This window comes from Bordetella genomosp. 7 (assembly GCF_002261415.1).
In the GTDB taxonomy this organism is placed as follows: Bacteria; Pseudomonadota; Gammaproteobacteria; order Burkholderiales; family Burkholderiaceae_B; genus Bordetella_A.
The window spans coordinates 190,382-216,211 of the sequence record NZ_NEVI01000023.1; the positions used below are offsets into that span (position 1 = coordinate 190,382).

A 25,830-nucleotide genomic window follows, 5' to 3' on the forward strand; every position below is an offset into this window, starting at 1 on the left:
CGGCCGTCGCCTGGCGGCGCCGGCATGGCGTTGTGGGACAATGTTCGAACTTTTTTCCGTTCTTTCGCCAGAAGCCCTTCCATGGACAAGCCCTTCGAACCCGTGTGCGCTTTCTCCCAACGCGCCAAGCAACTCACCAGCTCTGCCATCCGCGAGATCCTCAAGGTCACTGAACGACCCGAGGTCATCTCTTTTGCGGGCGGCCTGCCTGCCCCTGGCGGTTTCCCGGTAGAGGTAGTACGCGCGGCGTTCGACAAGGTTCTGGCCGACAACGGCCGCGCCGCCCTGCAGTACGGCCCCACCGAAGGCTATGCGCCGCTGCGCCGCTGGGTGGCCGACGACCTGAACCGGGCCGGCGCCCAGGTCACCCCCGACCAGATCCTCATCGTGTCGGGCTCGCAGCAGGCGCTCGACCTGCTGGGCAAGGTGCTGATCGACGAAGGCACCAAGGTGCTGGTCGAAGACCCCAGCTACCTGGGCGCGTTGCAATCGTTCAGCCTGTACCAGCCGCAGTATGTGCCGGTGCCTACCGACGACGGCGGGCTCATCCCCGAGGCGATCACCGCCGAACTCGCCAGCGGCGCGCGCTTCCTGTACGCCTTGCCCAACTTCCAGAACCCCACCGGCCGCACACTGAACCTGGCGCGCCGCCAGGCGCTGGTGCAACGGGCCGCGCAGCTGGGCCTGCCCATCATCGAAGACGACCCCTACGGCGAACTGCGCTATGCCGGCGAACCGCAACCCGGCCTGCTGGCCCTGGGCGCCGCCTGCGGGGCCAACGTCATCCGGCTGGGCACGTTCTCCAAGGTGCTGGCGCCCGGCCTGCGCCTGGGCTATATCGCCGCGCACCGCAGCATCATCGACAAACTGGTGCAGGCCAAGCAGGCCACCGACCTGCACACCCCCACGCTGACGCAGATGGCGGTATACGAAGTCGTCAAAGACGGTTTCCTCGAACAGCACCTGCCCACGGTGCGCGAAATCTACCGCGCGCAAGGCCGCTGCATGCTCGATGCCATCGAGCGCGAGTTCCCGTCCACAGTAAGCTGGACGCGCCCCGAAGGCGGCATGTTCCTGTGGGTGACGCTGCCCGACCACATCGACAGCGCGCAGTTGCTGACACAGGCCATCGAACAGAACGTGGCGTTCGTGCCCGGCGGTCCGTTCTACGCCGGCAAGCCGCGGGCCAATACGTTGCGGCTGAGCTTCGCCACGGTGCCCGAAGACCGCATCCGCGCCGGCATCGCCGTGCTCGGCAAGCTGATCAAGCAATACGCCTGACCCGCCGGGCGGCGCCCCACCCGGCCGCCGCCCGGTTTTCATTCATGCCCACGCCTACCTATCCGTTGCAAACACCATGGTGAGCGCGCCGCAATCCCATACTCCCGATCTGAGCGATATTGTCTTTACCGACTGGGTCGAGCGCTGGCTGCCCCGCGCCTGGCGTCCCTATGCACGGCTGTGCCGGCTGGATCGCCCCATCGGCACCTGGCTGACGCTGCTGCCCTGCATTGCCGCGCTGATCCAGGCCGCAGGCGGCCTGCCCGACCTGCGCCGGCTGATCATCTTTTCGCTGGGCGCATTGCTCATGCGGGGCATCGGCTGCACGGTCAACGACATGTGCGACCGCGACATCGACAAGCACGTCGAACGCACGCGCTTCCGGCCCCTTACCAGCGGCCAGCTCAGCATGCGCAACGCGGTGTGGTTCCTGCTGGGGCAACTGCTGGTATGCGCATCGCTGCTGTTTTTCATCAACGAGATGAGCCGCTGGCTGGCGGTGGCGGTGCTGCCCTTCGTGTTCATCTACCCTCTTTGCAAGCGCGTCACGTACTGGCCCCAGATCGTGCTGGGCATCTGCTTCAATTGGGGCATGCTGATGGCCTGGTCCGACACGCAGAACACGGTGCCGCTGGCGGCCATCGCAATGTGGCTGGGCGCCGTGCTGTGGCAAGTGGGCTATGACAGCATCTATGCCTATGTCGACGTGCGCGACGACCTGCAACTGGGGCTGCGTTCTACCGCCATGCGTTTCGGCGACCGCGGCAAACAGTGGATCGGCGGCTTCTACGTGGCCACCATTGCGTTGTGGGCCTGGGGCGGCTACGCGATGGGCCTGGGCTGGGCCTACCATGTCGGCATCGCCGTGGTGGCGACGCACCTGGCCTGGCAGCTGGTCACATTCGACCTGAAACGCCCCGACCGCAATTTCATGCTGTTTCGCGCCAATCTCTGGACGGGCGCGCTGCTGGTGGCGGCGGCCCTGGCCGGCACCCTGTTCTGAACCCGGCCGACCCGGTCGGCCCCGCCTCGCAAGGAGCCCGCATGCCCGTGCAACTACGCATTGTCTTCGCCCTGTCCGCCGCGCTGCTCGCCACGGCCGCCGCCGCCCAGGAGCAGGCGCAGGATTGCTCTGCGCTGCGCGGTTGCGCGGCCAAGTTCTGCCAACTGGAAACCAACATCGCGGCGGCGCAGGCGCACGGCAATTCCGCACAGGAAGCCGGCCTGCGCCGCGCGCTGTCTGAAGCGCGCGGGTCCTGCACCGACGCGTCGCTGCGGGCGCAACGCCAGGAAGCCCTGGCCGAGCGCCGCGCCGAACTCAAGGAACGCGAAGACGAACTCGCCGAAGCCCGCCGCGACGGCCGGCCGGACAAAATCGACAAAGCCCTGCGCAAGCTGAAAGAAGCGCAGGACGAGCTCAAGCAGGCTCAAGCCGATCTGCTGCGCTAGGCGCATGCCGGCAAACCGCAACAGTCGGGTGGATTAGTCGCGATTTTGGAATGATATTTTCGAAAAACTAGGGTTTATCCTAGTGCGCGACGCATCCAGAATGTCATCACCGGGAAACAACTGCACCGAACTCCTCCGGCGCATATCCCGATCAGACATCTGGAGATCCACTATGAAGACGCTTACTACCGCCATTCTGCTGTCCCTGGGGCTGTCCGCCGGCGCCTACGCCGCCGACACCCAGCCCCCGCTGACCCGCGCCCAAGTGCAGGCCGAGCTGGCCCAGGCCAAGGCCAGCGGCGAGTACAGTTTCGGCGAACTGGACTACCCCGCCGTCCAGGCGCAGGCTTCGCACCTGACGCGCGCGCAAGTGCAGGAAGAGCTCGACCAGGCCCGCGCCGCTGGCCTGGTTACCTACGGCGAAGAGCAATACCCGCCCCAGGCCGCCGCCAGCCCCGGCAGCCACCTGACGCGCGCCCAAGTGCAGGCCGAGCTGGCCCAGGCCAAGGCCAGCGGCGAGTACAGTTTCGGCGAACTGGACTATCCGCCGCAAGGCTGATCGACCCGCCACGCGGCGCCGCGCACGGGCCTTCTTCGGAAGGCCTGTTTTATTTGGCGCCGCGTATCGCTCAGTCGAATCAACGGCTATAGGCGCCATTTTGACGGTGTTGCATGTACTTTACGACGCTTTGCATACTACATATCGGCACGGGCCGAAGGTAGCATCAGACCATAGCAACCTCGAGGAGCCCGCCATGTCGTTATCGCCGCTACCCGTCACCATCCTGGGCGCAGGCAAGATCGGATTCGCCATCGCCCTGCTTTTGCAGCGTACGGGCGACTACGTCGTAAGCGTGGCCGACCAGGATAGCGAGCGGCTTGCCCCCGTGGCGGCGCTGGGTTGCCAGACGCTGCATGTGCGCGATGACGCGGCCCTGCAAGACGCCGTGGCCGGGCGCTATGCCGTGCTGAACGCGCTGCCGTTCCACCGCGCCGTGGCCGTGGCCCGCCTGTGCGCGCGGCTGGGCGTGCATTATTTCGACCTGACGGAAGACGTGGCCAGCACCGATGCGATCCGCGAACTTGGCGCCGACGCCCGCAGCGTGCTGATGCCGCAATGCGGGCTGGCGCCCGGCTTCATAGGCGTGGTCGGCAACGACCTGGCAAGGCGCTTCGATACGCTGCTCGACCTGCGCATGCGCGTGGGCGCGCTGCCGCGCTATCCCACCAACGCGCTGCGCTACAACCTGACCTGGAGCACCGAAGGGTTGATCAATGAGTACTGCAACCCTTGCGTGGCGTTGGTCGATGGCCAGCTCACCCACGTCGCACCGCTGGAAGGCTACGAGACATTCACGCTGGACGGCATCGAGTACGAGGCGTTCAACACGTCGGGCGGCCTGGGCACGCTGCCGCAGACCTGGGCGGGCAAGGCGCGCAACATCGACTACAAATCGGTGCGCTACCCGGGTCACTGCGCCATCATGAAGCTGCTGCTCAACGACCTGCGCCTGCGCGACCGGCGCGACTTGCTGCGGGAGATCCTGGAAAACGCCGTACCCGCCACCGAACAGGATGTCATTGTGATTCTGGCCTCGGCATCGGGCATGCGGCACGGGCAACTGCTGCAGCAGTCGTACACCACGCACATTTATGCCGGCGACGTCGACGGCCATTCGCTAAGCGCCATACAGCGCGCCACTGCGGCGGGCATCTGCGCCGCGCTGGATCTCGTGGCAGAACAGGCGCTGCCGCAGCGGGGTTTCGTGGGCCAGGAAAACATTGCCCTGGCGGCCTTGCTGGCCAACCGGCACGGCAGCATCTATGCGGCCCGGCAGGCCGACGCGGTGCCTGCCTGAGGGCCGGCCGCGGCGGGCGCGGCTAGGCCCAGCCTTCCAGGCGCAGCGTGGCCCGCACCAGCCGCTGTTCTTCCTGCTCGATGTCGAGCAGGCTCTGCCGGACGCTATTGACGTGCTCGGTGGCGGCGCGATGCGCCTGCTCCGGCAGGCGCGCCACCACGGCTTCGAACACGGCGGCATGCTGACGTTCGATCTGACCACGGTGCGGATCGCGGTGATACAGGTTGTTGACGCAGGCGAATACCGATCCCAGCATCAAGTCCGTCAGCGACTGCAGCGTGTGCGTCAGCACGGGGTTGTGCGACGCTTCGCAGACCGCCAAGTGGAAAGCGTGATCCAGGTGCGCATGCGTAGCGCTGTCGGTGTCGTGCTCATGCGCGGCCACCATGGCCTCGTAGCGGCGGCGGATCATGATGAAATCGGCCTCGGTGCCGCGTATGGCCGCCAGGCGCGCCGATTCGCCTTCCAGCAAGGCGCGCACCTCGAGCAAGTCGTAAAGCGTGCGCGGCTGCGAATGAAACAGGTGCACCAGCGGGCCCGCGTCCACTTGCGAGATGGGCGCCACGAACGAACCCTTGCCCTGCTCGGTGCGAATAAGGCCGCGCGCGCGCAGCAGCTTCAGGCCCTCGCGCAGCGCGGTGCGCGATGCGCCGAGCTTTTCGGTAAGGCGCCGCTCGGACGGCAGCGGCTGGCCGGCCTTGAGCACGCCGTCCATGATCAGGCGTTCGATCTGTTCGGCGACCACGTCGGCCACCTGTCGCCCGCGGGGGGTAGTGTCGGTAGACATGAAACTGGTATGACCAGATGCTGGCAACCCAGCGCATTCCGGTTAATGTTCGTCAATTAACGGAAATAGAACCATAAAATCCGCCATCGACGCAAATCGGGCCTGAATAAACTGGTATGACCAGTGGCCTGGGATCTGGACATTGGCGCGCACTGCACCGATCATGTGGGTTCGCTGTTCCGGCAGTGCCGGCCCCGTTTTTTGTATCCGAGATTCCCAATGACCGAACGTATTCAGCAAGACGGCCTGCAAGTGGCGGCCGCGCTTCATCGCTTTATCGAAGAAGAAGCCCTGCCGGCCAGCGGCATCGACAGCCGGCAGTTCTGGTCGGGCTTTGCCGCGCTGGTGCGTGACCTGGCCCCGCGCAACCGTGCGCTGCTGGCCGAACGCGACCGGCTGCAGCAAGAGCTCGACGATTGGCATCGCGCCAACCCCGGGCCGGTGCGCGACCTGCGCGCCTACCGCGCCTTTCTCGAAAAGGTGGGCTACCTGCAGCCCCAGCCCGAAACGGTAAAGGTACAAACAGACAACGTCGACGCCGAAATCGCCGAGCAGGCGGGCCCGCAGCTGGTCGTGCCGGTATCGAATGCGCGCTATGCGCTCAACGCCGCGAACGCGCGCTGGGGCAGCCTGTACGATGCCCTGTACGGCACCGACGCCATCGCTCCCACCCCGGGCGATACCGGGCGCGGCTATCACCCCGCGCGCGGCCAGGCCGTCATTGCGCGGGCGCGCGCCTTCCTGGACCAGGCCGCGCCGCTGGCGCAGGGTTCGCACGCCCAGGCCACAGGCTATCGCGTGGCCAACGGGCAATTGGCCGTCGACCTGGAGCAGGGCACGACCCGCCTGGCAGATGCCACGCAGTTCGCCGGCTACCAGGGCGACGCACAAGCGCCTGCGGCCATCCTGCTCAAACACCACGGCCTGCACATCGAGATCCAGATCGACCGCGTTCACGCCATAGGCGCCACCGACGCGGCGGGCGTCAAGGACGTCGTGGTCGAGGCCGCGCTGACCACCATCATGGACTGCGAAGACTCGGTGGCGGCCGTCGATGCCGAAGACAAAGTGCAGGTGTACCGCAACTGGCTGGGCCTGATGAAGGGCGACCTTGCCGAACAAGTCACCAAGGGCGGGCAGACGTTCACGCGCCGCCTGAACCCCGACCGGGAATACCGGCAGCCCGACGGCGGCACGCTGACGCTGCACGGCCGCTCGCTGATGTTCGTGCGCAATGTGGGCCACCTGATGACCAACCCCGCCGTGCTCGACGCCGACGGGCACGAAATTCCGGAAGGCATCCTGGATGCGGTGGTGACCACGCTGGCCGCCCTGCCCGACCGCGCCAGCCGCCGCAATTCGCGCACGGGATCGATCTATATCGTCAAGCCCAAGATGCACGGCCCCGCCGAAGCGGCCTTTGCCAACGAACTCTTCGACCGCGTCGAAGACTTGCTGGGCCTGCCTCGCCATACCGTGAAAATGGGCATCATGGACGAAGAGCGGCGCACCAGCGTCAACCTGAAAGCCTGCATCCATGCGGCCGCCGGGCGCGTGGCCTTCATCAACACCGGGTTCCTCGACCGCACGGGCGATGAAATGCACACCACCATGCAGGCCGGCCCCATGATGCGCAAAGGCGACATGAAATCCAGCGCCTGGATCGCCGCCTACGAGCGCAGCAACGTGCTGGTGGGGCTGGACTGCGGGCTGCGCGGCCGCGCACAGATCGGCAAGGGCATGTGGGCGATGCCCGACCTCATGGCGGCGATGCTCGAACAGAAAATCGCGCACCCCAAGGCGGGCGCCAACACGGCCTGGGTGCCTTCGCCCACTGCGGCCACGCTGCATGCGCTGCACTACCACCAGGTCGATGTGCAGGCCGTCCAGCAAGAGCTCGAACGCACCTCGCTCGCCAGCGTGCGCGACGAACTGCTCGACGGCCTGCTGACCGTGCCGGTGGGCAACCCGGCCGACTGGAGCCCCGACGACATCCGCAATGAACTCGACAACAACGCGCAGGGCATCCTGGGCTACGTCGTGCGCTGGATCGACCAGGGCGTGGGTTGCTCCAAGGTGCCAGACATCAATAACGTGGGCTTGATGGAAGATCGCGCGACGCTGCGCATTTCCAGCCAGCACATTGCCAACTGGCTGCACCATGGCATCGTCACGCGCGAACAGGTGCAGGACACCTTCGAGCGCATGGCCAAGGTGGTGGATGCACAGAACGCCGCCGACCCGCTGTACCAACCGATGGCCGGGCACTTCGACACGTCGATCGCTTACCAGGCCGCCTGCGCCCTGGTGTTCGAAGGGCTGGCCCAGCCCAACGGCTACACCGAGCCGCTGCTGCACAAGTACCGTCAGGCCTGCAAGGCGCGCCTGCAAGCCGCCGGCTGACGCCGCCCCGCGGGGCGCCCCGGTGTGCAGGGACGCCCCCGCCGGGGCTTCAGTAGCCTTTGGCAGGGTCGTATAAATTGGGCAGCGGCTCGCCCGCTTCGCAGCGGCGGATCAGCTCTGCAACATAGCGGGCCCGCTCGCGGCGCGTGGGCGTGGCCGCGCAATGCGGGGTAATCAGCACACCCGGATGCCGCCACAGCGGCGAGCCTGCCGGCAGGGGCTCGGTGTCGAAGACGTCCAGCACCGCCTGCGACAGTTGCCCGCTGTCCAGCGCGTCGATCACATCGCCTTCCACCATATGCGATCCGCGTCCCACGTTGATCAGGGCCGCGCCGCGCGGCAACTGCGCGAATGTCTCGGCGCACAGAATGCCGCGCGTGACTTCGGTGCCAGGAAGCAGGCACACCAGGATATCGGTGCGCGCCAGGAACTCCGGCAACTGCTGCGCGCCGGCATAGCTCTCGACCCCGGGCAAGCCGGCCACCGAGCGCGACCAACCCGCGGTGGGAAAGCCCGTACGCGCCAGCAGGGTGGCGGTGGCCGCCCCCAAGGCGCCCAGGCCCATGACGCCCACGCGCATGTCGCGCATCATGCGCGGCACTTCGGGCGTATCCCAACGGCAGATGGCCTGGTCGTTCGTGTAGCGCTTGAATTCCTTGGTGATCGCCAGGGCGGCAGCCAGCACGAATTCGCTCATTTCGTCGGCGGTTTCCTGCATGACCAGGCGGGCAATGGGCACGTGCTCGGGGCGTCGCGGGTCGGCCAGGATATGGTCCACGCCCGCGCCGGAACTGATGATGAGCTTCAAGCCGGAAAGCGACGCCAGCCAGCCCGGGTCGGGTTCCCACACCAGCGCATAGCCGACTTCGGAAGGATCGTCCAGGGGCTCATGCTGTCCACAGACCTGCAACCCGGGAGCAAATTCGGCGAAATGCTCGCGCCATTCGGGCAGGGCCTGCGGCCCCCCCGATTTGATGACCAGCCGCATGCGAATGGGTTTCCTTGTTCAATTCATGCCGCGCGCGTGGCGAGGCTTACACCAGCTTCCATTTCTTGAGCAGCGCATCGAGCTCGCCACTGCGCTTGAGCTCGTCCAGCGCGGCCTGCAGTTTCTGCTTGAGCGCGTCTTCGCCCTGCCGCAGGCCCAGCCCGATCGAGCCCGGCAACGAGGCCTTGTAGCTCTGTACCAGCCGGGAACGCGGAAACTGCCCCTGGCCCAGATAGTAGGAAAGCGTGGGGTAATCGGCAATGCCCGCCTCGATGCGCCCGGCATTGACGTCGCGCATGATGTCCGGAATGGTGTCGTAGACCTTGATCTCCTTGAAAATGCCGGCGCTCTTTAACGCGTCCACGTACACCGTGCCCACCTGCGCACCCACCACGCGGTCTTTGAAGGCCTGGTACGACGTGTAGTCGGTCTTGTCTGTGGAAGGCACGATCATGCCTTCGCCATAGGTGTACACGGGTTTGGTGAAGTCGATTACCTGTCTGCGCTTGTCGGTGATGTACATGGCCGACGCAATGATGTCGATCTTCCTGGAAGTCAGCGACGAGATCAGCGCAGAAAACTCCATCGGCTCGACTGCCGGGGTAAAGCCGGCATGCTTGCCCACGGCTTGGATCAGATCGACCATGAAGCCTTGCATCTGCTGGGTAGCAGGATCCAGGAATGAAAACGGCACGCCGTTGGTTTCGGTGCCCACCTTCATCACCGTTTGCGCCGTGGCGGGCGTAACCGCGGCGGCCAGGGAAACCGCTGCGGCGGCCAAGGCAAATCGCATGCTTCGAATCATCATCGTGCTCCAGTAAGTGGCTCGTCGCCGTGGGTGAACGAAGAAAGACACGCGCATGGGGCAAGCACCCCATACAAGCTATTTGACCATCGCGCACCGCCGCGAAACACCCGTAGGAACCCGCCCGGGGCTGCACATCAAACAGCGGGCCGGATTGTTCAGGCGCCGAAAGCGCCAGGTGTATGCCAGGTAAGCGCCAGGCGTCGCCCGCCCGCCACCCGAAGCGATCTCCCAGGTGTCTGACACCCAAAGGGTGTCAGACACCAACGGCGCCACCCACACCCCCACCCGAAGAAATTCCCCAGGTGTCTGACTCCCAAAGGGTGTCAGACACCAACGGCTCCACCCACACCCCCCACCCGAAGAAATTCCCACAGGTGTCTGACTCCCAAAGGGTGTCAGACACCAACGGCTCCACCCACACCCCCCACCCGAAGAAATTCCCCCAGGTGTCTGACTCCCAAAGGGTGTCAGACACCACAAGGCGCCACCCCACCCTCCACCCGAAGAGACGCCTTTGGGCCGCAGACACTGCCGCGTTCGGCGGGTCTTGACATCAAATTATGCTCAGACGTAGCATAAATACCCACGCCTCTTTTTTTGCCAACAAAATGCTCTTACTGAGCATAATCGCGCTCACGCAGCAGGAGACTTAGCAATGGATACGCCCGCCCTTCGGCCGGTTGAGTTCGACCTTCCCGCGCCGACGACCGCCGCGCAGTGTCCGGCCACGACGGGCCGGGCATGGGCGCGGGTGCCCGAACCTCTGCCGCCCGCCCACAAGGCCGAGACCATGGGCCGCATACGCGAACTGCTGCAGAGCCGGGGCGCAGTGCTGGTGGCGCATTACTACGTGGACGCCGACGTGCAGGAACTCGCCGAAGCCACCGGCGGCTGTGTGGGCGATTCACTCGAAATGGCGCGCTTTGGCCGCGACCATCCCGCCGACACACTGGTCGTGGCCGGCGTGCGCTTCATGGGCGAAACGGCGAAAATCCTCAGCCCGCACAAGCGCGTGCTGATGCCCGACCTGCAGGCCACTTGTTCGCTGGACCTGGGATGCCCGGCCGAAGATTTCAGCGCATGGTGCGATGCGCATCCCGACCGTACCGTCGTGGTGTATGCCAACACCAGCGCGGCGGTAAAGGCCCGCGCCGACTGGGTGGTGACCTCGTCGATCGCGCTGGACGTCATCGCCGACCTGCACGCACGCGGCGAACGCATCCTGTGGGCGCCCGACCGGCACCTGGGCAGCTATGTGCAGCGGCAAACCGGCGCCGACATGTTGTTGTGGCAAGGCGCCTGCATCGTGCACGACGAATTCAAGGGCACCGAGCTGGAATTGCTGCGCGCCGAACATCCGCACGCACGCGTGCTGGCGCACCCGGAATCTCCCCAGGCCGTACTCGCCCAGGCCGACGTAGTGGGCTCCACCACGCAACTGATCGACGCGGCGCGCAAACTGGACGCCAGCCATTTCATCGTGGCCACCGACCAGGGCATTCTGCACAAGATGCGCGCCGCGGCGCCCGGCAAGTCATTCATCGCGGCGCCCACCGCGGGCAACAGCGCCACCTGCAAAAGCTGCGCGCATTGCCCCTGGATGGCCATGAACGAACTGGCCGGGCTGGCCCGCGTGCTGGAGCACGGCGACAACGAGATCACGCTGGACCCCGCGCTGGGCCAGCGCGCCCGGCGCCCCATCGACCGCATGCTGGCGTTTGCCGATGCGCGCAGGCAACGCGTGCGCGCCAGCGGCGACCTGGCCCGCGACATGGCGCTGTACCAGCACGTCGGGCCCGCCTGAACGAGACGCCCGATGAAATACGACGTGCTTATCGCCGGCTGCGGGCTGGCCGGCCTGACCGCCGCGCTGGAGCTCGCGGCACATCGCCGCGTGGCCATACTGGCCAAGGGCGGCGCCGAACACAGCGCCAGTCATCGCGCCCAGGGCGGCATCGCCGCGGCGCTAGGCCCCGATGACAGTGTGGACGAACACGTGCGCGATACGCTGGAAGCGGGCGGCGGGCTGTGCGACCCCCAGGCCACCCGCCGCATCGCCGCCGACGCGCGGCGCGCCATTGAATGGCTGCAAGCGCAGGGTGTGGCGTTTACGCAGGCAGACGGCAAGCCGCCGGCGCTGCACTTGACGCGCGAGGGCGGACATGGCCGCCGCCGCATTGTGCACGCCGCCGACGCCACGGGCCGGGCCGTGGTGGCCGCGCTGGCCAGCCAGGCACGGCAACATCCGAACATTACCTTCCTGCCCCGGCATTACGCCATCGACCTGGCAATCAGCGGCCCCGCCGGCACCCCGGGGGCGCGTTGCAACGGCCTGCACGTGTTCGATGAGGACCGCGGCCGCATCGAGACGCTGGCCGCCTCGCACGTGGTGCTGGCCACCGGCGGGGCGGGCCGGGTGTACGCCCACGCCACCGCGCCGGCAGCGGCCACCGGCGACGGCATCGCCATGGCCTGGCGCGCCGGTTGCCGGGTCGCCAACCTGGAATTCATCCAGTTCCACCCCACGGCCCTGTACCACCCTGAAGGCGATACTTTTCTGATTTCCGAGGCGGTGCGCGGCGAGGGAGGGCGGTTGCTGCTGCCCGATGGCACACGCTTCATGCCGGCCCATGACGCGCGCGCAGAGCTCGCGCCGCGCGATGTCGTGGCGCGAGCCATCGACACCGAAATGAAGCGGCATGGTCTTGATTGCGTGTACCTGGATATCAGCCACCAGCCCCGCGCATTTCTGCTGGAACACTTTCCCACTATCCATGCGCACTGCGCGAAGCTGGGGCTGGACATGGCTGCCGGCCCCATTCCCGTGGCGCCGGCCGCGCACTACACCTGCGGTGGCGTGCTGACCGACACCGCCGGTCGCACCGACCTGCCGGGCCTGTACGCAATCGGCGAAACGGCCTGCACGGGCCTGCATGGAGCCAATCGCCTGGCCAGCAATTCGCTGCTGGAATGCGTGGTGATGGGGCGCGCCGCGGCGCGTGCCATGCTCCAGGCGCCCCCCCCCGCGCACGCATGGGCGCCGGTCGCGCCCGTGTCCGGGGCGCGCGCGGTTGCGTGCGCGCATCCTTTACTGGCGGCACGCCGGCAGGCGTTGCGCGAGCTCATGCGTGACGATGCCGGCATCGTGCGCACCAACGCCGGCCTGGCCCGGGCCGCGCGGCGCATCGCGCAATGGCAGGCCGAAGCGCAACAGTGGTGGACGCACGACGGCGTCAGCGGCGAACTGCTGGAACTGCGCAATCTGCTGCAAGTGGCCGCGCTGATCGTGCAGGCGGCCGCCGCCCGGCCGGAAAGCCGCGGCGCCCACTACAACCAGGATTGGCCGCACGCCCTGCCCGACGCGCGCCCCAGCATCCTGCGCCATCCGCACCCCCTGCACGACCACGCCGGCCAGGCGCACGGCTTGCCCGAAACTTCGCAGCCCGAAGCGGCATAGTCCCGGTTGGCCGGTTGGTGTCTGACACCTGGCGGAGTCAGACACCCGTCATTACGCGGCATGGTCGGGCGTGCGGACAGAGTGTCTGACACCTGGCGGAGTCAGACACCAGCCTTTGCGCGGCATGGTCGGCCGCGCGCACAGGTATGATCTGGCAATTACTTGCTACCTCAATGAATATCATGACCGGTTTCGAACACAACCCGTTTCTGCATTCGCTGGGCGCCGTTATCGAAAGCTGGGGAGACGGCCAGATCGTGTTGAGCATGGACCTGCGCCCCCAGCACCTGAACCGCCAGGGCGCGCTGCAGGGCGGCGTGGTGTGTTCGCTGCTGGACGCCGCCTGCGGCTACTCGGGCATCGTGCCGCAGGCCGACGACAGCCAGGGCAACGCCGTGACGATATCGCTGGCGATCAACTTCGTCGGCTCGGTCACGTCGGGCCGCGTGATCGCCACCGGCAACGTCATCGGCCGCGGCCGCAAGATCTATTTCGCACGCGCCGAAGTGTGCACCCCCGACGGGCGCGTGCTGGCCTCGGCGCAAGGATCATTCAAATACGGCAGCCCCAAATTGCTGGCCGCCGCCCCCGAAACGGAGACTGCTGCATGAGCGACACGTCGCATATCGTCGAACAGGCCATCGTATCGCGCCAGAGTGTGCGCGGCTTTCTGCCCAAGCCGGTTCCCCAGGCGCTGATCCGCCGCATTTTGCAGGCGGCCGCGCGCGCACCCAGCGGCAGCAATATCCAGCCCTGGAAAGTGCATGTGGTCACCGGCGCCACACGCGACGCGCTGTCCCGCGCCCTGCTGCAGACTCACGAACGCGGCGAACGCGAACGGCGCGAATACCAGTATTACCCCGTGAACTGGCGCAGCCCCTACCTGGACCGCCGCCGCGAAACCGGCTGGGGCCTGTACAGCCTGCTGGGCATCCAGAAGGGCGACCGCGAAGCCTCGGCCCGCCAGCACGGGCGCAACTACGAATTCTTTGGCGCGCCGTGCGTGTTGCTGTTTACCATCGACAACGACCTGGACAAGGGCAGCTGGCTCGACTACGGCATGTTCCTGCAGAACATCATGATCATGGCGCGCGGCTGCGGTCTCGATACGTGCCCGCAGGCGGCGCTGGCGAACTATCCCGACATCGTCAAGCAGCACCTGCGGATTCCCGACAACCAGATCGTGGCGTGCGGCATTGCCATCGGTTACCAGGACCCGGACGAGCCCGCCAACCAGTACCGCACCACCCGCGTGCCCGTGGACGAATTCGCCGTCTTCCACGGCGACTAGCAGGCCGGGCGCGCACTGCTTACCCGCGGCAAGCGGTACGCAGTGCGCGCGTCAAAGTGGTACTTTGGCCCTTGCGCGTTGTGTTCCACAATGCAGCTCGGCCCTTTGTTGTTCCAGGCGCCGCCCCCGCATATACGGACGACCATGAAAGCCTACTACCACCCCGACCAGGCCCTGCACCATCCCCAAACCTACTTCTCGCGCGGCATGATGCGCACGCCCCAGGAAGTGCCCGACCGCGCAAGCGCCCTGGTGGGCGCGGTAAAGCAACTGGGCTTCGACCTGCGCCAGCCGCCCGACGCGGGCATGGCGCCCCTGACCGCGGTGCACGCGCTCGATTATCTGCAGTTTCTCAAGACCGCCCATGGCGAATGGAAGCAGCTGCCCGAAGACTGGGGCAACGAGGTCGTGTCCAACGTATTCGTGCGCGAACCCAACGCCTTGCGCGGCGTGCTGGCCAAGGCCGCGCGCTACCTGGCCGACGGCAGCTGCCCGGTGGGGCCGTCCACATGGCATTCGGCATATTGGTCGGCGCAATCCGCGGTGGCGGGGGCCGACGCCCTGCTGGCGGGCGATCGGCACGCCTATGCGCTGTGCCGCCCGCCCGGCCACCACGCACGGCGCGACGCGGCCGGCGGGTTCTGCTACCTGAACAACAGCGCCATCGCCGCCCAGCGGCTGCGCGGCAAATACGGCCGCGTCGTGGTGCTGGACACCGACATGCATCACGGGCAGGGCATCCAGGAAATCTTCTACGAACGCGACGACATTTACTACGTGTCCATCCACGGCGACCCCGAGAATTTCTATCCCGTCGTCACCGGGTACGACAACGAAAAGGGCGCCGGGCCGGGCTTTGGCTACAACCTCAACCTGCCCATGCCGCACGGTTCGCCCGAATCCGTGTTTTTCGACAAGCTGGCCATCGCCATCGACGCCATCCAGGTGTTCGCGCCCGACGTCGTGGTGCTGGCGCTGGGCTTCGACATTTTCGAGCGCGACCCGCAGGCCAAGGTCGCCGTCAGCAGCCCGGGCTTCGAACGCCTGGGCAAGGCCGTGGCCAGCCTGGGTGTGCCGGTGCTGGTGGTACAGGAAGGCGGTTATTACATCGAAGGCCTGCAAGAAAACGCCGAAGCCTTTTTCGCGGGGTTGCGCGGGTAGCCCGGCACGCATGGTGAAGCGCCGTCACCCTGGCACGGCGTACTGACTGCCCCACAAATGGTCGATCCCGCCAATCTGCTGGCCATTCTGATGATGGCCGCCGTGACATACCTGACCCGCATCGGCGGGTACATCCTGCTGCGCAACCGCAGTCTGGGCCCGCGGGCCATGGCCGTGCTGGAAGCCGCACCGGGCTGCGTACTGATCTCGGTCATCGCGCCGGCCTTCGTGTCCGACCGGCCCACCGACCTGATCGCGCTGGCGTGCACCGTGCTGGCCGCCACTCGCCTGTCGCTGCTGCCCACCGTGCTCATCGGCGTGGGCAGCGCGGCGCTGTTGCGGCACGTGCTGGCATGAAGCCCGGCCCCCATCCACAGGGGAACACCCAGGCAAACGCCCCCCAGGCGTCTCACGCCCAGGACACCCTGCGCGCCTTGCAGGGCAGCGCCTGGGAACGTTGCTGTGCCGGCGCAACGGCCAGCCTGCCGGTGCTGTTCGGCGTGATTCCATTCGGGCTGGTGCTGGGCGCGCAGGCGGCGCGCACCGGCCTGACGCCCGTCGAAGTGCCGCTCATGACAGGCTTGAACTTCGCCGGCGGTTCCGAGTTCGCCGCGCTGGGCCTGTGGTCGTCGCCCCCGCACGTGCTGTTGATCATGGCGGTGACGTTCCTGGTCAACAGCCGCATGCTGGTCATGAGCGCCGCGATGACGCCCTTCTTGCGGCACCTGCCCAAGCGCAAGGTGCTGCCGGCGCTGTTCTTCATGACCGACGCCGGCTGGGCGATTTCCATGGCCGATATCCGCCAGCGCGCCAGCCTGGGCATCGCACCCGCCTTCAGCCTGGCCTTTTATATGGGCTCGGCGCTGGTCTTCTATGTTGCCTGGATCGCCTGCACCACCCTGGGCGCCATTGTGGGGCCGCTGCTGGGCCCGCCCGAGACATACGGGCTGGATATGGCGTTTCCCGCGGTGTTTCTGGTGATGCTGCGCGGCATGTGGCGCGGCGCGCGGCGCGCTCTGCCTTGGCTGGCCAGCCTGGTTGCCGCTGCGCTGGCCTGCAAGCTGCTGCCTGGCGCCTGGTATGTGCCGGTAGGCGCCGTCACCGGCATTCTGGCCGCGCTGGTTCTGGCGCCGAAAACCCCTGCGCCGCAACCCTGACGCGGCGCAGGCGCGCTGCCGCTAGGCGTGTGACCAGAGCGGCGCGCCCGCGGCCGGCAGGGTAGCAGTAAGCACCGTACCGGTTTGCGACTCGGTCATCACCAGTGTGGACGTGCCCGGCCTGAACGCGACGTTGGTCACCGTGCCGCCGGCGGGGCTGCGCACAAAATGCGTGACCTCGCCGCGCGGATTCAGCACGAAAGCGCCGCCCAGGCTGGCGTGCGCCACCACCAGGCGGCCGTCCTGATCCACCGCCAGCCCGTCCGGCCCGCTCGTTCCGAAGAAGGTGCGAAACGCCCCCACTTTCGACAGGGACCCGTCGGCCAATACCGGCGCGCGCCACACGGCGTTGGCACGGGTCATGGCCACATACAGCACATGGCCGGACGGGTCCAGCGCAATGCCGTTCGGACTGGGCCCGTTGGACAGCAGCAGGTCCAGCTGGCCCGACGCGCGCAGCCGGTACACGCGGCCGCTCGCATCATGCAGGCCGGTCTGGCCCTGGTCGGTGAAGTACAGGTTTCCCTGCCCGTCGAAGTGCAGGTCGTTCAGGCCCTTGAAACTCTCGGAATTGCGGTGTCCCAGCACCACTTCGACATCGCCGCTGTCGGGCGACACGCGCAGCAGCCCGCGCCGGTAGTCGGCCACCCACAGGTCGCCGGCGCGGTCGATGGCGATGCCGTTGGGCCACCCGCCGGTTTCGGCCACGGTATGCCACTGGCCGTGCGGCGCCAACCGGAAAATGCGTCCGTGCACGATGTCGGTCAGGTACAGATTGCCCGCGCGGTCGAACGCCGGGCCCTCCAGGAAGCTGTCAACCGTCTGGCCCGGCTTGTTGGCGGCCGCCCATTCGCTGGCGCGGCGCAGGCGCAGGGCATCGGGCAGGGCGGCCAGCACGGTGGCATCCACGCGCTGCGGCGGTTCAAAAGAAAGATTCCACATACGTTTACTCCGCGGGCGGCACGGGCCGTGCAGGGTGCCCCTCGTAGGTCGGCAGGAACTGCCGCGGCATCGGGCCCTTGATGCGCCCGCCTTGTTCGGTCTGTTCCCATGCGTGCGCCAGCACGCCCACCGAACGCGACAGGCAGAACAGCCCGCGCGCCAGCGGCGCGGGAAAGCCCAGCTCGCCATAGATCACGGCGGTGGCCCCGTCGATGTTCATGGGAATGGCCTTGCCCTTGCGCGCACGCAGCAGGTCTTCAATGCCGCGCGCAACGGCCGCGTAACGGCCGCTGACTTCATTGGCGCGCGCCGCCTCGTCCACCAGGGCCAGCAGCGGCTTGGCGCGTGGGTCCACCGGGTGAAACCGGTGGCCGAAGCCCGGGATCGTCTTGCCATGCTCATCGATATAGGCGTCCACCGCAGTCTCGATGGCCTGTGCCTGCGGCATGCCCGATTCCGCACGCGCCAGGGCATCCTGGTACAGCGCCAGCGCCTGTTCGCCCGCGCCCCCGTGTATATCGCCCAGCACATTGACCGCCGACGCCATGGCGCTGTTGATGCCCACGCCACAGGTCGCCGCCATGCGCGCGATAGCGATGCTGGGAGCCTGCGGCCCGTGATCCACGGCCGACATCAGCGCCGCTTCGAGCAGCCTGCCCTGATGCCGGCTGGGAAGATCCCCGCGCGTCATCAGCCAGATCATTTCGGCAAGCCCGACCTTGCCGATCAGGTCTTCGATGGCGTAGCCGCGATAGCGGATGACGCCGGGCTGCATGTCGATGATGGACGTGCGCCACCAGTCTTGCGCCAGTTGTTGCGGATCAGTTGCGGATGAAGTCATGAGTCGTCTCGTTGCAATCAGCGGGGCAGCCAGGCGGGCGCATCGCCGCCCAGCCTGGGCGTGGGCAGCGCCCAGCGCGGCGCCGTGTCGGACATGCGCAGCACAGGCCCCAGCGTCCTGAGCACGCCGTAGCAGGTATCGGACTCTACCGAGTATGCCTCGAGCGCTTGCGCGTCGAGCCGCTGCGGCGCGTGGTCAAAGCGGTCGACCAGCCCCTGGCGCTGCGCGAACATGGCCGACTGGCACAGCGAAACATGCACCCGGTAGCTGCCGCCCTCGCGAGCCCGGCGCGCCAATGCGAGCATCACGCCCAGGGCGCCCAGATAGCCGGTTGTGTAGTCGCACAGCGGCGCAAACACCAGCTTGGGCTTGCCGTCGTTGGTCAGCAAGCCGTTGCGATGGCACACGCCCGTCACCGCCTGGGCGACCTGTTCCCAACCGGCGCGGCCGGCCCAGGGGCCTCCCGATCCGAAGCAGCTTACCGACAGGTGTATCAGGCCGGGGCGCGCATGCAGCAGTTCATCGGCGTCGAACCCCAAGCTGCCCAGGCGGCCCGGGCGATAGCCGTCGATGAACACATCGGCATCGCGCACCAGGGCGCGCATGGCCTGCGCGTCGGCAGAATTGCGCAGATCAAGAAAGCAGCTGCGCTTGCCGTGGCTGGTGTCGCGCACGTGTTCGGGCGTCTGCGGCAGATGCGGCGCCGTCGCCATCAGAACGTCGGCGCCATGTTCGGCCAGCGTGCGGCCAGCCACCGGGCCGGCAAGAATGCGCGTCAGGTCGAGCACGCGCACCCCATGCAGCGGGCGGTGCCCTGCCACAAAGGGTTCCGGCGCCGAGTCGGCCACCCGTTCAATTTCGACCACGGGGCGGCCAGCCAGGTATTGGCCCTGCGGATGGGCCAGCCATTCTTCTTCGGTGCGGATCTTGCCGCCGCAGGCGCGGGCCTCGGCAATGGCGTCTTCCAGCGCGTCCGCGTCCCAGCGGCCCACCGCGGCGCTCACGGCTTCGGGCGTGCTTTCACATTGCAGCACACCCAGCACCCGTTCAGACAGGTGCGGCAGGTTCAGGTGGGGCAGGAACCAGCGCCCGTCGCGCGCCGGCCACGGCTGCGTTACCCGCAGCATGTGGGCCATCGCATCGGGGATGGGCACCGCCGCAAAGCTGCCGTCCGGCTGGCGGGCGCGTGTGTAATCCACGGTTCGCAAGGTGGCCGCCGCAGCGCGCACGTCGATGTCCAGTTTCTGGCGCCGTCCGGTGCGCAATTGCCAGATGTCGTTGGCGGCAACACCCACGGCAGCGATACTCGCGGCCACGGCTTCGCCTACGCGGTACGGAGTGTTGTAGAACGGATCCTCGCCGGATATCGTTACCTCGGCGGGGTCGATCTCTTCCAGGTTGCGAACCTGCATCAATTCGGCAAAGGCCGCCCGCTTGCCGGGTGCATGGCTGGTCATACGGCTTGCTCCGCTTTCAGTGTCTGGATCTCTTGTGCAGTAAACCCGATTTCCGCCAGGATGGCTTCAGTATGCTGGCCCAGCACCGGCGGAGGCGCATCCACCGCCGGCGGCTCGCCGTCGAGCTTGATGCCCGTGCGCAGCACACTGATGTCGCGATCGACGCCGGGCGCGTCCTTGAAAGTGGCAACCATGCCGCGCCCGGCAATCTGCGGATGCTGCAACGCCTGCGGCACGGTATACACCGGCCCGGCCGGCACGCTGGCCGCGGTCAGCAGCGGCCACCATTGCTCCGCGCTTTTCGCCTGCAATGCCCGCTCGATTTCGGCCTTGAGCTCGAAGCGATGCCGCAGCCGCGCTTCGCGCTCTGCAAAGCGCGGGTCTTCGACAAGGTCGGGCCGGCCGACCACGCGGCACAGCGCCTCGAACTGAGACTGCCGGTTGGCCGCAATGTTGAGCAGTCCATCGCCCGTCTGGAACGTGCCCGACGGGCTGGCGGTCATGTTCTCGTTGCCCATGGGTTGCGCCTGCCGGCCGGCTACCAGGTAGTTCGACACGGCCCAGCCCATGGTCGCCAGGATCGACTCCAGCATGGATATATCGATCATGCAGCCCCGGGTGCGCCCGCGATCGGCCAGCGCGGCGGCAATCGCGTAGGCGGCCGTCATGCCGCCTATGGTGTCGGCAACCGGATAACCCACGCGCAGCGGCGCGGATTCGGCGCTGCCGGTAATGCTCATCGCGCCGGACATCCCTTGCACGATCTGGTCGTAGGCAGGCAGGTCGCGCAGCGGCCCGTCCTGCCCGAACCCCGAGATCGCGCAGTAGATCAGCCCGGGGTTGTCGGCCAGCAGCGCGTCGAACCCCAGGCCCAGGCGCTGCATGACGCCGGGCCGGAAGTTCTCGACAACCACCTGCGCGCCCTGCACCAGACGGCGGAACACCGCCTTGCCTTGCGGGTGCTTCAGGTCGATGGTGATAGAACGCTTGCCTGCGTTCTGCGCCAGGAACGACGCGCCCATGCCCCGCCGGTTGAGCTCGGGATCGGCGCCCAGCTGGCGGGCCAGGTCGCCCGTGCCGCGCGCCTCGACCTTGATGACTTCCGCGCCCAGGTGGGCGAGCTGGTGGCAGGCGAACGGGCCGGCCAGCACATTGGTCAGGTCCAGGACGCGCACACCCTGCAAGGGTCGATATGCCATAGTCTCTGTCAGTCCACTTTGATGCCGCGTTGCTTCACGACGTCGGCCCAGCGGGCCATCTCGGCGTCAACCAGCGCGGTCGCCTCGGCGGGCGTGTTGCCGATGGACTCCAGCCCCATCTGGCCAACGCGTTCCTGCGTGGCCGGCAGGCGCAGCGTGGCGGTGATGGCCTCGTTCAGTTTTTGGATGGCATCCTGGGGCGTGCCGGCGGGCGCGGCAAAGCCGATCCAGAACTTGATGTCCATACGCGGCAGGCCGACCTCGGGCGCGCTGGGAACGTCGGGCAGCGCAGCGCTGCGCTTGTCGCCCGCGATCATCAGCGCGCGCAGCTTGCCCGACTGGATGTGAGGCAAGGCCGTGGGCAGCGACGTAATCAGCATTTGCACCTGCCCGCCCATCAGGTCGGCCAGCACCGCGCCCGCGCCCTTGTAAGGTACGTGCACGATATCCAGGTTGCCGGCCGCGTCCTTGAACAGCTCTGCGGCCAGGTGGGTGTTGGTGCCATTACCGCCCGAACCGTAGAACAGCCCGCCCGGCTTCTGCTTGGCCAGGTCGATAAGTTCCTGCACCGTCTTGGCCGGCACGTCGGGGTTCACCACCAGCACGTGGGGCACTTGCACGGCCGTCGTGATGTGCGAGAAGTCTTTCTTGGCGTCAAAGGGCAGCTTGGGTACCAGGCCCGGCGCGATCGCAAATGACATCTCGGTGGTCAGCACCGTGTAGCCATCGGGCTGCGCGCGGGCCACATTGCTCCAGCCCACGATGCCGCCACCGCCTGTGCGGTTCGTGACGATTGCCGGCTGCCCCAGCGCGTTGCCGAGCTGGTCGCCGATCAGGCGGGCCACCAGGTCGGTGCTGCCGCCTACGGAAAAGGGCACCACGATGGTCACCGGCTTGTTCGGGTACGAAGTCTGGGCCGCGGCGGGCGCCACCACTGCCGCGGTCATCAGCGCGATCAGCGCCCGGCGGGTTGTAGAAATTGTCATGATCAGGTCTCCTGTGTGGGGATGCAATATTGCTTCTGTGGGCGCCGTAACTCGGCATTGATGCGCTGGCCATATTCGATGGCCTCGCGCCAGTGGCTGGTGACAGCCGGAATGTGATCAAGCGCGCGCTTGACCGCGGTAAGCGCGGCCGGCTCGTAGGCCGCGATGCGGGCGGCCAGCTCCGTTGCGCGCGGCAGCAGGCGGCCCGGCGCGACAACCTCGTTAAGCAGGCCCCAGCGTTCGAAGGTATGCGCCGAAAGCCGTTCTGTCGTCAGCAGCAGCCAGGCCGAGCGTTTGCGCGACACGCCCGACAGCTGGGTCGTAGGGCCCGATGCGCTGGCGTAAGCTCCCGCCGCCAGTTCCGGACAGCCGAACACCGCGTCTTCGCTGGCGATCGCCAGATCGCAGGCGTTCACCAGCGTGACGCCCGCCCCCAGCGCCGCCCCATTCACAGCGGCGATGAACACGGCCGGGTGCCGGCGCACAGACTCGATCAGTTCCAGCCATTCGGCGGCGTGGGCATCGTCGTCGGGCGCGGCGGCGCGCTCCTTCAGGTCCAGCCCCGCGCAAAACGCGCTGCCCGTGCCCGTCAGCACGATCGCCCGCGCCTGGCCCGCCAGGGCGCGCAGCGCCATGGCCAGGTGATGGCGGGTTTCGCGATCCAGCGCATTGCGCCTGGCCGGCCGGTTCAGCTCGACCATCGCCCAGCCTTCGTGTCGGGTGATGCGCAGGTTGTTGATTGACGACTGCATTGCTAAGATAGAACGATATTCTATCTTTATATTATGGCGCACCGCCCCGTGGTGTCAATCTACACTTCACCCTTCCTATACGAGTCGTTGTACGCATGCCCCGCCGACCTTCCATTCCGTCCGTTGCCGACCTGAACGCCGCCGCCGGCGGCGTCGCGACGCTCGACCGCGCCCTGTCTGTGCTGGCAGTGTTTTCCACCGACCTGCCGCGGCCCACACTGGCCGATTTCGCCACGCGCACGCGCATTCCCAAAAGCACCGTGCTGCGCATGCTGTCATCGCTGGAACATGCGCACGTGGTGCTCCGCCAGCCCGACGGGCGCTACGCCCTGGGGCCGGAAATCGCCCGCCTGCACGCCATATACGCGGCCACGTTTTCGCTGGAGCCGCTCGTCATGCCGGTACTGCGCGAGCTGGTCGACCAAACCCAGGAAAGCGCGGCGTTCTATATCCGCCAGGGCCGCAAGCGCCTGTGTCTGCATCGCGTGGACTCGCCCCGGCCGGTGCGCGATCACATCCGCGTGGGCGACCTGCTGCCGCTGGAACAGGGCGCCGGCGGCCGGGTAATGCTGGCCTACGAAGGCGAGCCGGGTGACATCTATGCGCGCATACGCCAGCAGCAGGTCGCCATACTCGCGGGCGACCGCGTTGCCGAAGTGGCAGGGGTGGCGGCGCCCGTGTTCAATGCCGGCGGAAACCTGGCCGGCACCATCACGCTGACCATGCCGGCCGAACGGCTGAACCCCGCCTTTGCGCAACCCGTGCTGCACGCCGCACGCGAACTCACCACCCGCCTGGGCGGCGTGTTTCCGCCGGCGCCGTCCGGCATGGTCTAGCGCAGGCAGGCATGGCACAGGCTTTCTCCTCGCGCACCACCCCGCTGGCCGGCATCGCCTGCGTGCTGGCAGGCGTGCTGTTCCTTACGATCAGCGACGCGCTCGCGAAATGGATAGGGCAGTACTACAGCCCCTTGCAGATCCTGTTCCTGCGCGCGGCCATTGCCTTTCCGTTCGTGCTGACGCTGGTCGTGGCGCTGGGCGGCCGGCCGGCGCTGCGCACGCGCCACCTCACGCTGCACCTGCTGCGCGGCGCCCTCAATATCATCTCGGCGTGCTTCTTCTACATGGGGCTGCGCGCACTGCCGCTGGCCGAGAACACGGCCATCGCGTTCGCCGCGCCCCTGTTCGTGACCGCGCTTTCGGTGCTCGTGCTCAAAGAAAAAGTCGACGCACGCCGCTGGCTGGCCGTAGGCATAGGCTTCGCGGGCGTGCTGGTCATCGTGCGCCCGGGCGCCAGCAGCTTCCAGCCCGCGGCGCTTTATCCGCTGGCCACCGCCGTGCTGTATGCCTGCATGATGCTTACCGCCCGGGCCATCGGCCAGTCCGAGAGGATGCTCACCACCACGTTCTACATTGTGGCCGGGCAGCTTGTTTGCAGCGCGGTGGCGGTGCCCTGGTTCTGGACGCCCCCGCAGGCGGACCACCTGCCCTACTTTGCGGGCATCGCATTGTTCAGCACGCTGGGCCTTACCTTCCTGACCCAGGGCTTTCGCATCGGGCCCGCGTCGGTGGTCGCGCCGTTCGACTACACCGCGTTGCTGTGGGCCTCGCTATTGGGCTGGCTGGTTTGGCGCGATACGCCCGACTGGTCCGATTGCCTGGGTGCGCTGCTTATCGCCGGCAGCGGGGTGTATATCGCGTGGCGGGCGTCACGAAGGCCGCGGCAAAGCCCTGGCGGGCGCCCGAAGCGCGCGTAAAACAAAGCCCGCTTCCACAAGAAAGCGGGCTTCGATGGGCCTGGCGGCCACGGGGCCGGCTGGCGGGGAATCAGAACGGAATATCGTCGTCCATGTCCGCCAGATTGGCGGCGCCGCCCGCAGCCGGCGCGGCCGCGGGAGCTGGGCGTTGCGCGGGCGGACGCTGGGCCGGGGCGCGCTGCTGGCGCGGCGCGTCTTCGTAGCCGCCACCGCCGCCATAGCTGCTGTCGCCGCTGTCGCGGCCGCCCAGCATCTGCATCTGGTCGGCCACGATTTCGGTGCTGTAGCGGTCGGCGCCCGTTTCCTTGTCTTGCCACTTGCGGGTTTTCAGGCGGCCCTCGATATACACCGAACGGCCTTTCTTCAGGTATTCGCCGGCGATCTCGGCCAGGCGGTTATACATGACCACCCGGTGCCATTCCGTTTCTTCGCGGCGTTCGCCGCTGGCCTTGTCCTTCCATTGCGACGTCGTGGCGATGGATACATTGCAGATCGCCGCACCATCGGGGCTGTAGCGCACTTCGGGGTCGCGCCCCAGGTTGCCGACGAGTATGACTTTATTGACCGATGCCATGGCGAGTGTCCTCTTGCCCGGCAGCCGTAGCTTGCAACCGGGTAAACGTAATTGATCAAGCCTGCCGGACAGGAGCCTGCGCCCCGCCGTCCGGTGGCCTATGGTTAATAACTGCACACCGCCGGGTCGACCCTGCGGCAGGTGCTGGCTGGCGGTGCCTGCCGGATACCGCGCAATAACTTCAATTCTACCGGGTTGGCAGCGCCTGCCGCATCCTTGTGCATAGAATGCTCAAGGCCGCCCTGGCAGGCAAGAGGGGCGGGTGTCCGGAACATCCCGCGCCTGCATCAGGGAAAATACCGTCTCTGCGGGTCAGGGCTTGATCAGCGACGGCAGCGTCTTGCACATCTGGGCAATCTGCTCGGGCGTGCCGGACGCAATGCGCTGGCGTGCCTGTTCCAGCCCGTCGTTGAAAGCCGCGTCGAAGTCCGACGCCGACATGCCCGCAATCGCGGCCCGCTGCTGCGCCTTCAAGCTGTCGAGCTGCGCCTGGGTGTAGCCGCCGCATTTCTGGGCCACGGCGTGCATCTGGCCGCCGAACTGCGCCACCTTCACCTGTGTCGCGATGTCTTGTGCAAAAGACGCGCCCGCAAACGTAACGGCAACAGCGCAGGCCACGGCGGCCCCAAGATGAACTTTACGCAAGGATGACTCCCGTTCTGGTTGAATTTTTGGTTGAGTT

The 25,830-nt window shown here is 67.1% G+C and carries 26 protein-coding genes; 15 read left to right on the forward strand and 11 right to left on the reverse strand.

Annotated elements, in window-relative coordinates; genetic code table 11:
• Positions 1 to 81: 81 nt before the first annotated feature.
• From CAL18_RS17795 to CAL18_RS17815, 5 genes are all read left to right on the forward strand, one after another.
• Positions 82 to 1,281: a PLP-dependent aminotransferase family protein gene (locus CAL18_RS17795; protein WP_094818449.1), complete on the forward strand. Its 1,200-nt coding sequence runs from the start codon at positions 82 to 84 to the stop codon at positions 1,279 to 1,281.
• A gap of 76 nt (positions 1,282 to 1,357) precedes the next feature.
• Entirely contained in the window at positions 1,358 to 2,284 is a 927-nt protein-coding gene (ubiA, locus tag CAL18_RS17800; protein WP_419670192.1) for a 4-hydroxybenzoate octaprenyltransferase, read from the forward strand.
• A gap of 41 nt (positions 2,285 to 2,325) precedes the next feature.
• Positions 2,326 to 2,730 (forward strand): DUF1090 domain-containing protein, encoded by a 405-nt coding sequence (locus CAL18_RS17805; RefSeq protein WP_026639563.1) that lies wholly within the window; start codon positions 2,326 to 2,328, stop codon positions 2,728 to 2,730.
• Between the two features lie 172 nt (positions 2,731 to 2,902).
• The gene (locus CAL18_RS17810; RefSeq protein ID WP_094818450.1) at positions 2,903 to 3,289 is read left to right on the forward strand and encodes a DUF4148 domain-containing protein; all 387 of its coding nucleotides are present in this window, start codon (positions 2,903 to 2,905) and stop codon (positions 3,287 to 3,289) included.
• Positions 3,290 to 3,485: 196 nt separating this feature from the next.
• Positions 3,486 to 4,589 carry a saccharopine dehydrogenase family protein gene (locus tag CAL18_RS17815; protein ID WP_094818451.1) on the forward strand — a complete coding sequence of 368 codons (1,104 nt, stop codon included), beginning with the start codon at positions 3,486 to 3,488 and terminating at the stop codon, positions 4,587 to 4,589.
• A gap of 22 nt (positions 4,590 to 4,611) precedes the next feature.
• Here the strand turns inward: CAL18_RS17815 and glcC are convergent, their stop codons facing one another.
• Positions 4,612 to 5,376, reverse strand: coding sequence for a transcriptional regulator GlcC (gene glcC, locus CAL18_RS17820; RefSeq protein ID WP_026639560.1), 765 nt, complete (start codon positions 5,374 to 5,376; stop codon positions 4,612 to 4,614).
• Positions 5,377 to 5,595: 219 nt separating this feature from the next.
• On the opposite strand from glcC, the gene CAL18_RS17825 reads away from it, so the two are divergent.
• Positions 5,596 to 7,779, forward strand: coding sequence for a malate synthase G (locus tag CAL18_RS17825; protein WP_094818452.1), 2,184 nt, complete (start codon positions 5,596 to 5,598; stop codon positions 7,777 to 7,779).
• A gap of 49 nt (positions 7,780 to 7,828) precedes the next feature.
• On the opposite strand, the gene CAL18_RS17830 is transcribed toward CAL18_RS17825, so the two are convergent.
• Entirely contained in the window at positions 7,829 to 8,767 is a 939-nt protein-coding gene (locus tag CAL18_RS17830; RefSeq protein ID WP_094797595.1) for a 2-hydroxyacid dehydrogenase, read from the reverse strand.
• Positions 8,768 to 8,813: 46 nt separating this feature from the next.
• Complete coding sequence (locus CAL18_RS17835) at positions 8,814 to 9,560, reverse strand: ABC transporter substrate-binding protein (RefSeq protein WP_170940388.1); 747 nt, start codon at positions 9,558 to 9,560, stop codon at positions 8,814 to 8,816.
• A 670-nt stretch (positions 9,561 to 10,230) separates the two neighbouring features.
• Here CAL18_RS17835 and nadA point away from each other — a divergent pair.
• From nadA to CAL18_RS17870, 7 genes are all read left to right on the forward strand, one after another.
• Complete coding sequence (gene nadA / locus CAL18_RS17840) at positions 10,231 to 11,379, forward strand: quinolinate synthase NadA (protein ID WP_094818454.1); 1,149 nt, start codon at positions 10,231 to 10,233, stop codon at positions 11,377 to 11,379.
• 12 nt (positions 11,380 to 11,391) lie between these two features.
• A complete protein-coding gene (nadB, locus tag CAL18_RS17845; RefSeq protein ID WP_094818455.1) occupies positions 11,392 to 13,032 on the forward strand; it encodes an L-aspartate oxidase in 1,641 nt (546 codons plus the stop codon).
• 182 nt (positions 13,033 to 13,214) lie between these two features.
• Positions 13,215 to 13,643: a PaaI family thioesterase gene (locus CAL18_RS17850; protein WP_231494567.1), complete on the forward strand. Its 429-nt coding sequence runs from the start codon at positions 13,215 to 13,217 to the stop codon at positions 13,641 to 13,643.
• Positions 13,640 to 14,323, forward strand: coding sequence for a nitroreductase family protein (locus CAL18_RS17855; RefSeq protein WP_026639555.1), 684 nt, complete (start codon positions 13,640 to 13,642; stop codon positions 14,321 to 14,323). The genes CAL18_RS17850 and CAL18_RS17855 overlap by 4 nt, the downstream gene beginning before the upstream one ends.
• 144 nt (positions 14,324 to 14,467) lie before the next feature.
• Complete coding sequence (locus CAL18_RS17860) at positions 14,468 to 15,484, forward strand: histone deacetylase family protein (protein ID WP_026639554.1); 1,017 nt, start codon at positions 14,468 to 14,470, stop codon at positions 15,482 to 15,484.
• Positions 15,485 to 15,541: 57 nt separating this feature from the next.
• Positions 15,542 to 15,841 carry an AzlD family protein gene (locus tag CAL18_RS17865; RefSeq protein ID WP_026639553.1) on the forward strand — a complete coding sequence of 100 codons (300 nt, stop codon included), beginning with the start codon at positions 15,542 to 15,544 and terminating at the stop codon, positions 15,839 to 15,841.
• On the forward strand, positions 15,838 to 16,641 hold the full coding sequence (locus CAL18_RS17870) for an AzlC family ABC transporter permease (RefSeq protein WP_038852310.1): 804 nt from the start codon (positions 15,838 to 15,840) through the stop codon (positions 16,639 to 16,641). Before CAL18_RS17865 ends, CAL18_RS17870 begins: the two co-directional genes overlap by 4 nt.
• A 21-nt stretch (positions 16,642 to 16,662) precedes the next feature.
• On the opposite strand, the gene CAL18_RS17875 is transcribed toward CAL18_RS17870, so the two are convergent.
• Genes CAL18_RS17875 through CAL18_RS17900 form a run of 6 tightly spaced genes read right to left on the reverse strand, consistent with a single transcriptional unit; the run spans position 16,663 to position 22,818 of the window.
• On the reverse strand, positions 16,663 to 17,583 hold the full coding sequence (locus CAL18_RS17875; RefSeq protein ID WP_026639551.1) for an SMP-30/gluconolactonase/LRE family protein: 921 nt from the start codon (positions 17,581 to 17,583) through the stop codon (positions 16,663 to 16,665).
• Positions 17,584 to 17,587: 4 nt separating this feature from the next.
• Positions 17,588 to 18,424 (reverse strand): citryl-CoA lyase, encoded by an 837-nt coding sequence (locus CAL18_RS17880; RefSeq protein WP_094818456.1) that lies wholly within the window; start codon positions 18,422 to 18,424, stop codon positions 17,588 to 17,590.
• A 17-nt stretch (positions 18,425 to 18,441) separates the two neighbouring features.
• The gene (locus CAL18_RS17885) at positions 18,442 to 19,881 is read right to left on the reverse strand and encodes a CoA transferase (RefSeq protein WP_094818457.1); all 1,440 of its coding nucleotides are present in this window, start codon (positions 19,879 to 19,881) and stop codon (positions 18,442 to 18,444) included.
• Positions 19,878 to 21,080, reverse strand: coding sequence for a CaiB/BaiF CoA transferase family protein (locus tag CAL18_RS17890; RefSeq protein ID WP_026639548.1), 1,203 nt, complete (start codon positions 21,078 to 21,080; stop codon positions 19,878 to 19,880). The genes CAL18_RS17885 and CAL18_RS17890 overlap by 4 nt, the downstream gene beginning before the upstream one ends.
• Before the next feature lie 8 nt (positions 21,081 to 21,088).
• Positions 21,089 to 22,066, reverse strand: coding sequence for a tripartite tricarboxylate transporter substrate binding protein (locus tag CAL18_RS17895; RefSeq protein ID WP_026639547.1), 978 nt, complete (start codon positions 22,064 to 22,066; stop codon positions 21,089 to 21,091).
• 2 nt (positions 22,067 to 22,068) lie between these two features.
• The gene (locus CAL18_RS17900) at positions 22,069 to 22,818 is read right to left on the reverse strand and encodes an enoyl-CoA hydratase/isomerase family protein (RefSeq protein WP_051423748.1); all 750 of its coding nucleotides are present in this window, start codon (positions 22,816 to 22,818) and stop codon (positions 22,069 to 22,071) included.
• A gap of 95 nt (positions 22,819 to 22,913) precedes the next feature.
• Here CAL18_RS17900 and CAL18_RS17905 point away from each other — a divergent pair, with 95 nt between their 5' ends.
• Positions 22,914 to 23,654, forward strand: coding sequence for an IclR family transcriptional regulator (locus tag CAL18_RS17905; protein ID WP_026639546.1), 741 nt, complete (start codon positions 22,914 to 22,916; stop codon positions 23,652 to 23,654).
• Between the two features lie 11 nt (positions 23,655 to 23,665).
• On the forward strand, positions 23,666 to 24,574 hold the full coding sequence (locus CAL18_RS17910) for a DMT family transporter (RefSeq protein ID WP_094818458.1): 909 nt from the start codon (positions 23,666 to 23,668) through the stop codon (positions 24,572 to 24,574).
• Positions 24,575 to 24,644: 70 nt separating this feature from the next.
• Here CAL18_RS17910 and ssb read toward each other — a convergent pair whose 3' ends face one another.
• Both ssb and CAL18_RS17920 read right to left on the reverse strand, forming a co-directional pair.
• Positions 24,645 to 25,148 carry a single-stranded DNA-binding protein gene (ssb, locus tag CAL18_RS17915; protein ID WP_026639544.1) on the reverse strand — a complete coding sequence of 168 codons (504 nt, stop codon included), beginning with the start codon at positions 25,146 to 25,148 and terminating at the stop codon, positions 24,645 to 24,647.
• A 312-nt stretch (positions 25,149 to 25,460) separates the two neighbouring features.
• Positions 25,461 to 25,793: a hypothetical protein gene (locus tag CAL18_RS17920; protein ID WP_141217788.1), complete on the reverse strand. Its 333-nt coding sequence runs from the start codon at positions 25,791 to 25,793 to the stop codon at positions 25,461 to 25,463.
• Positions 25,794 to 25,830 lie beyond the last annotated feature (37 nt).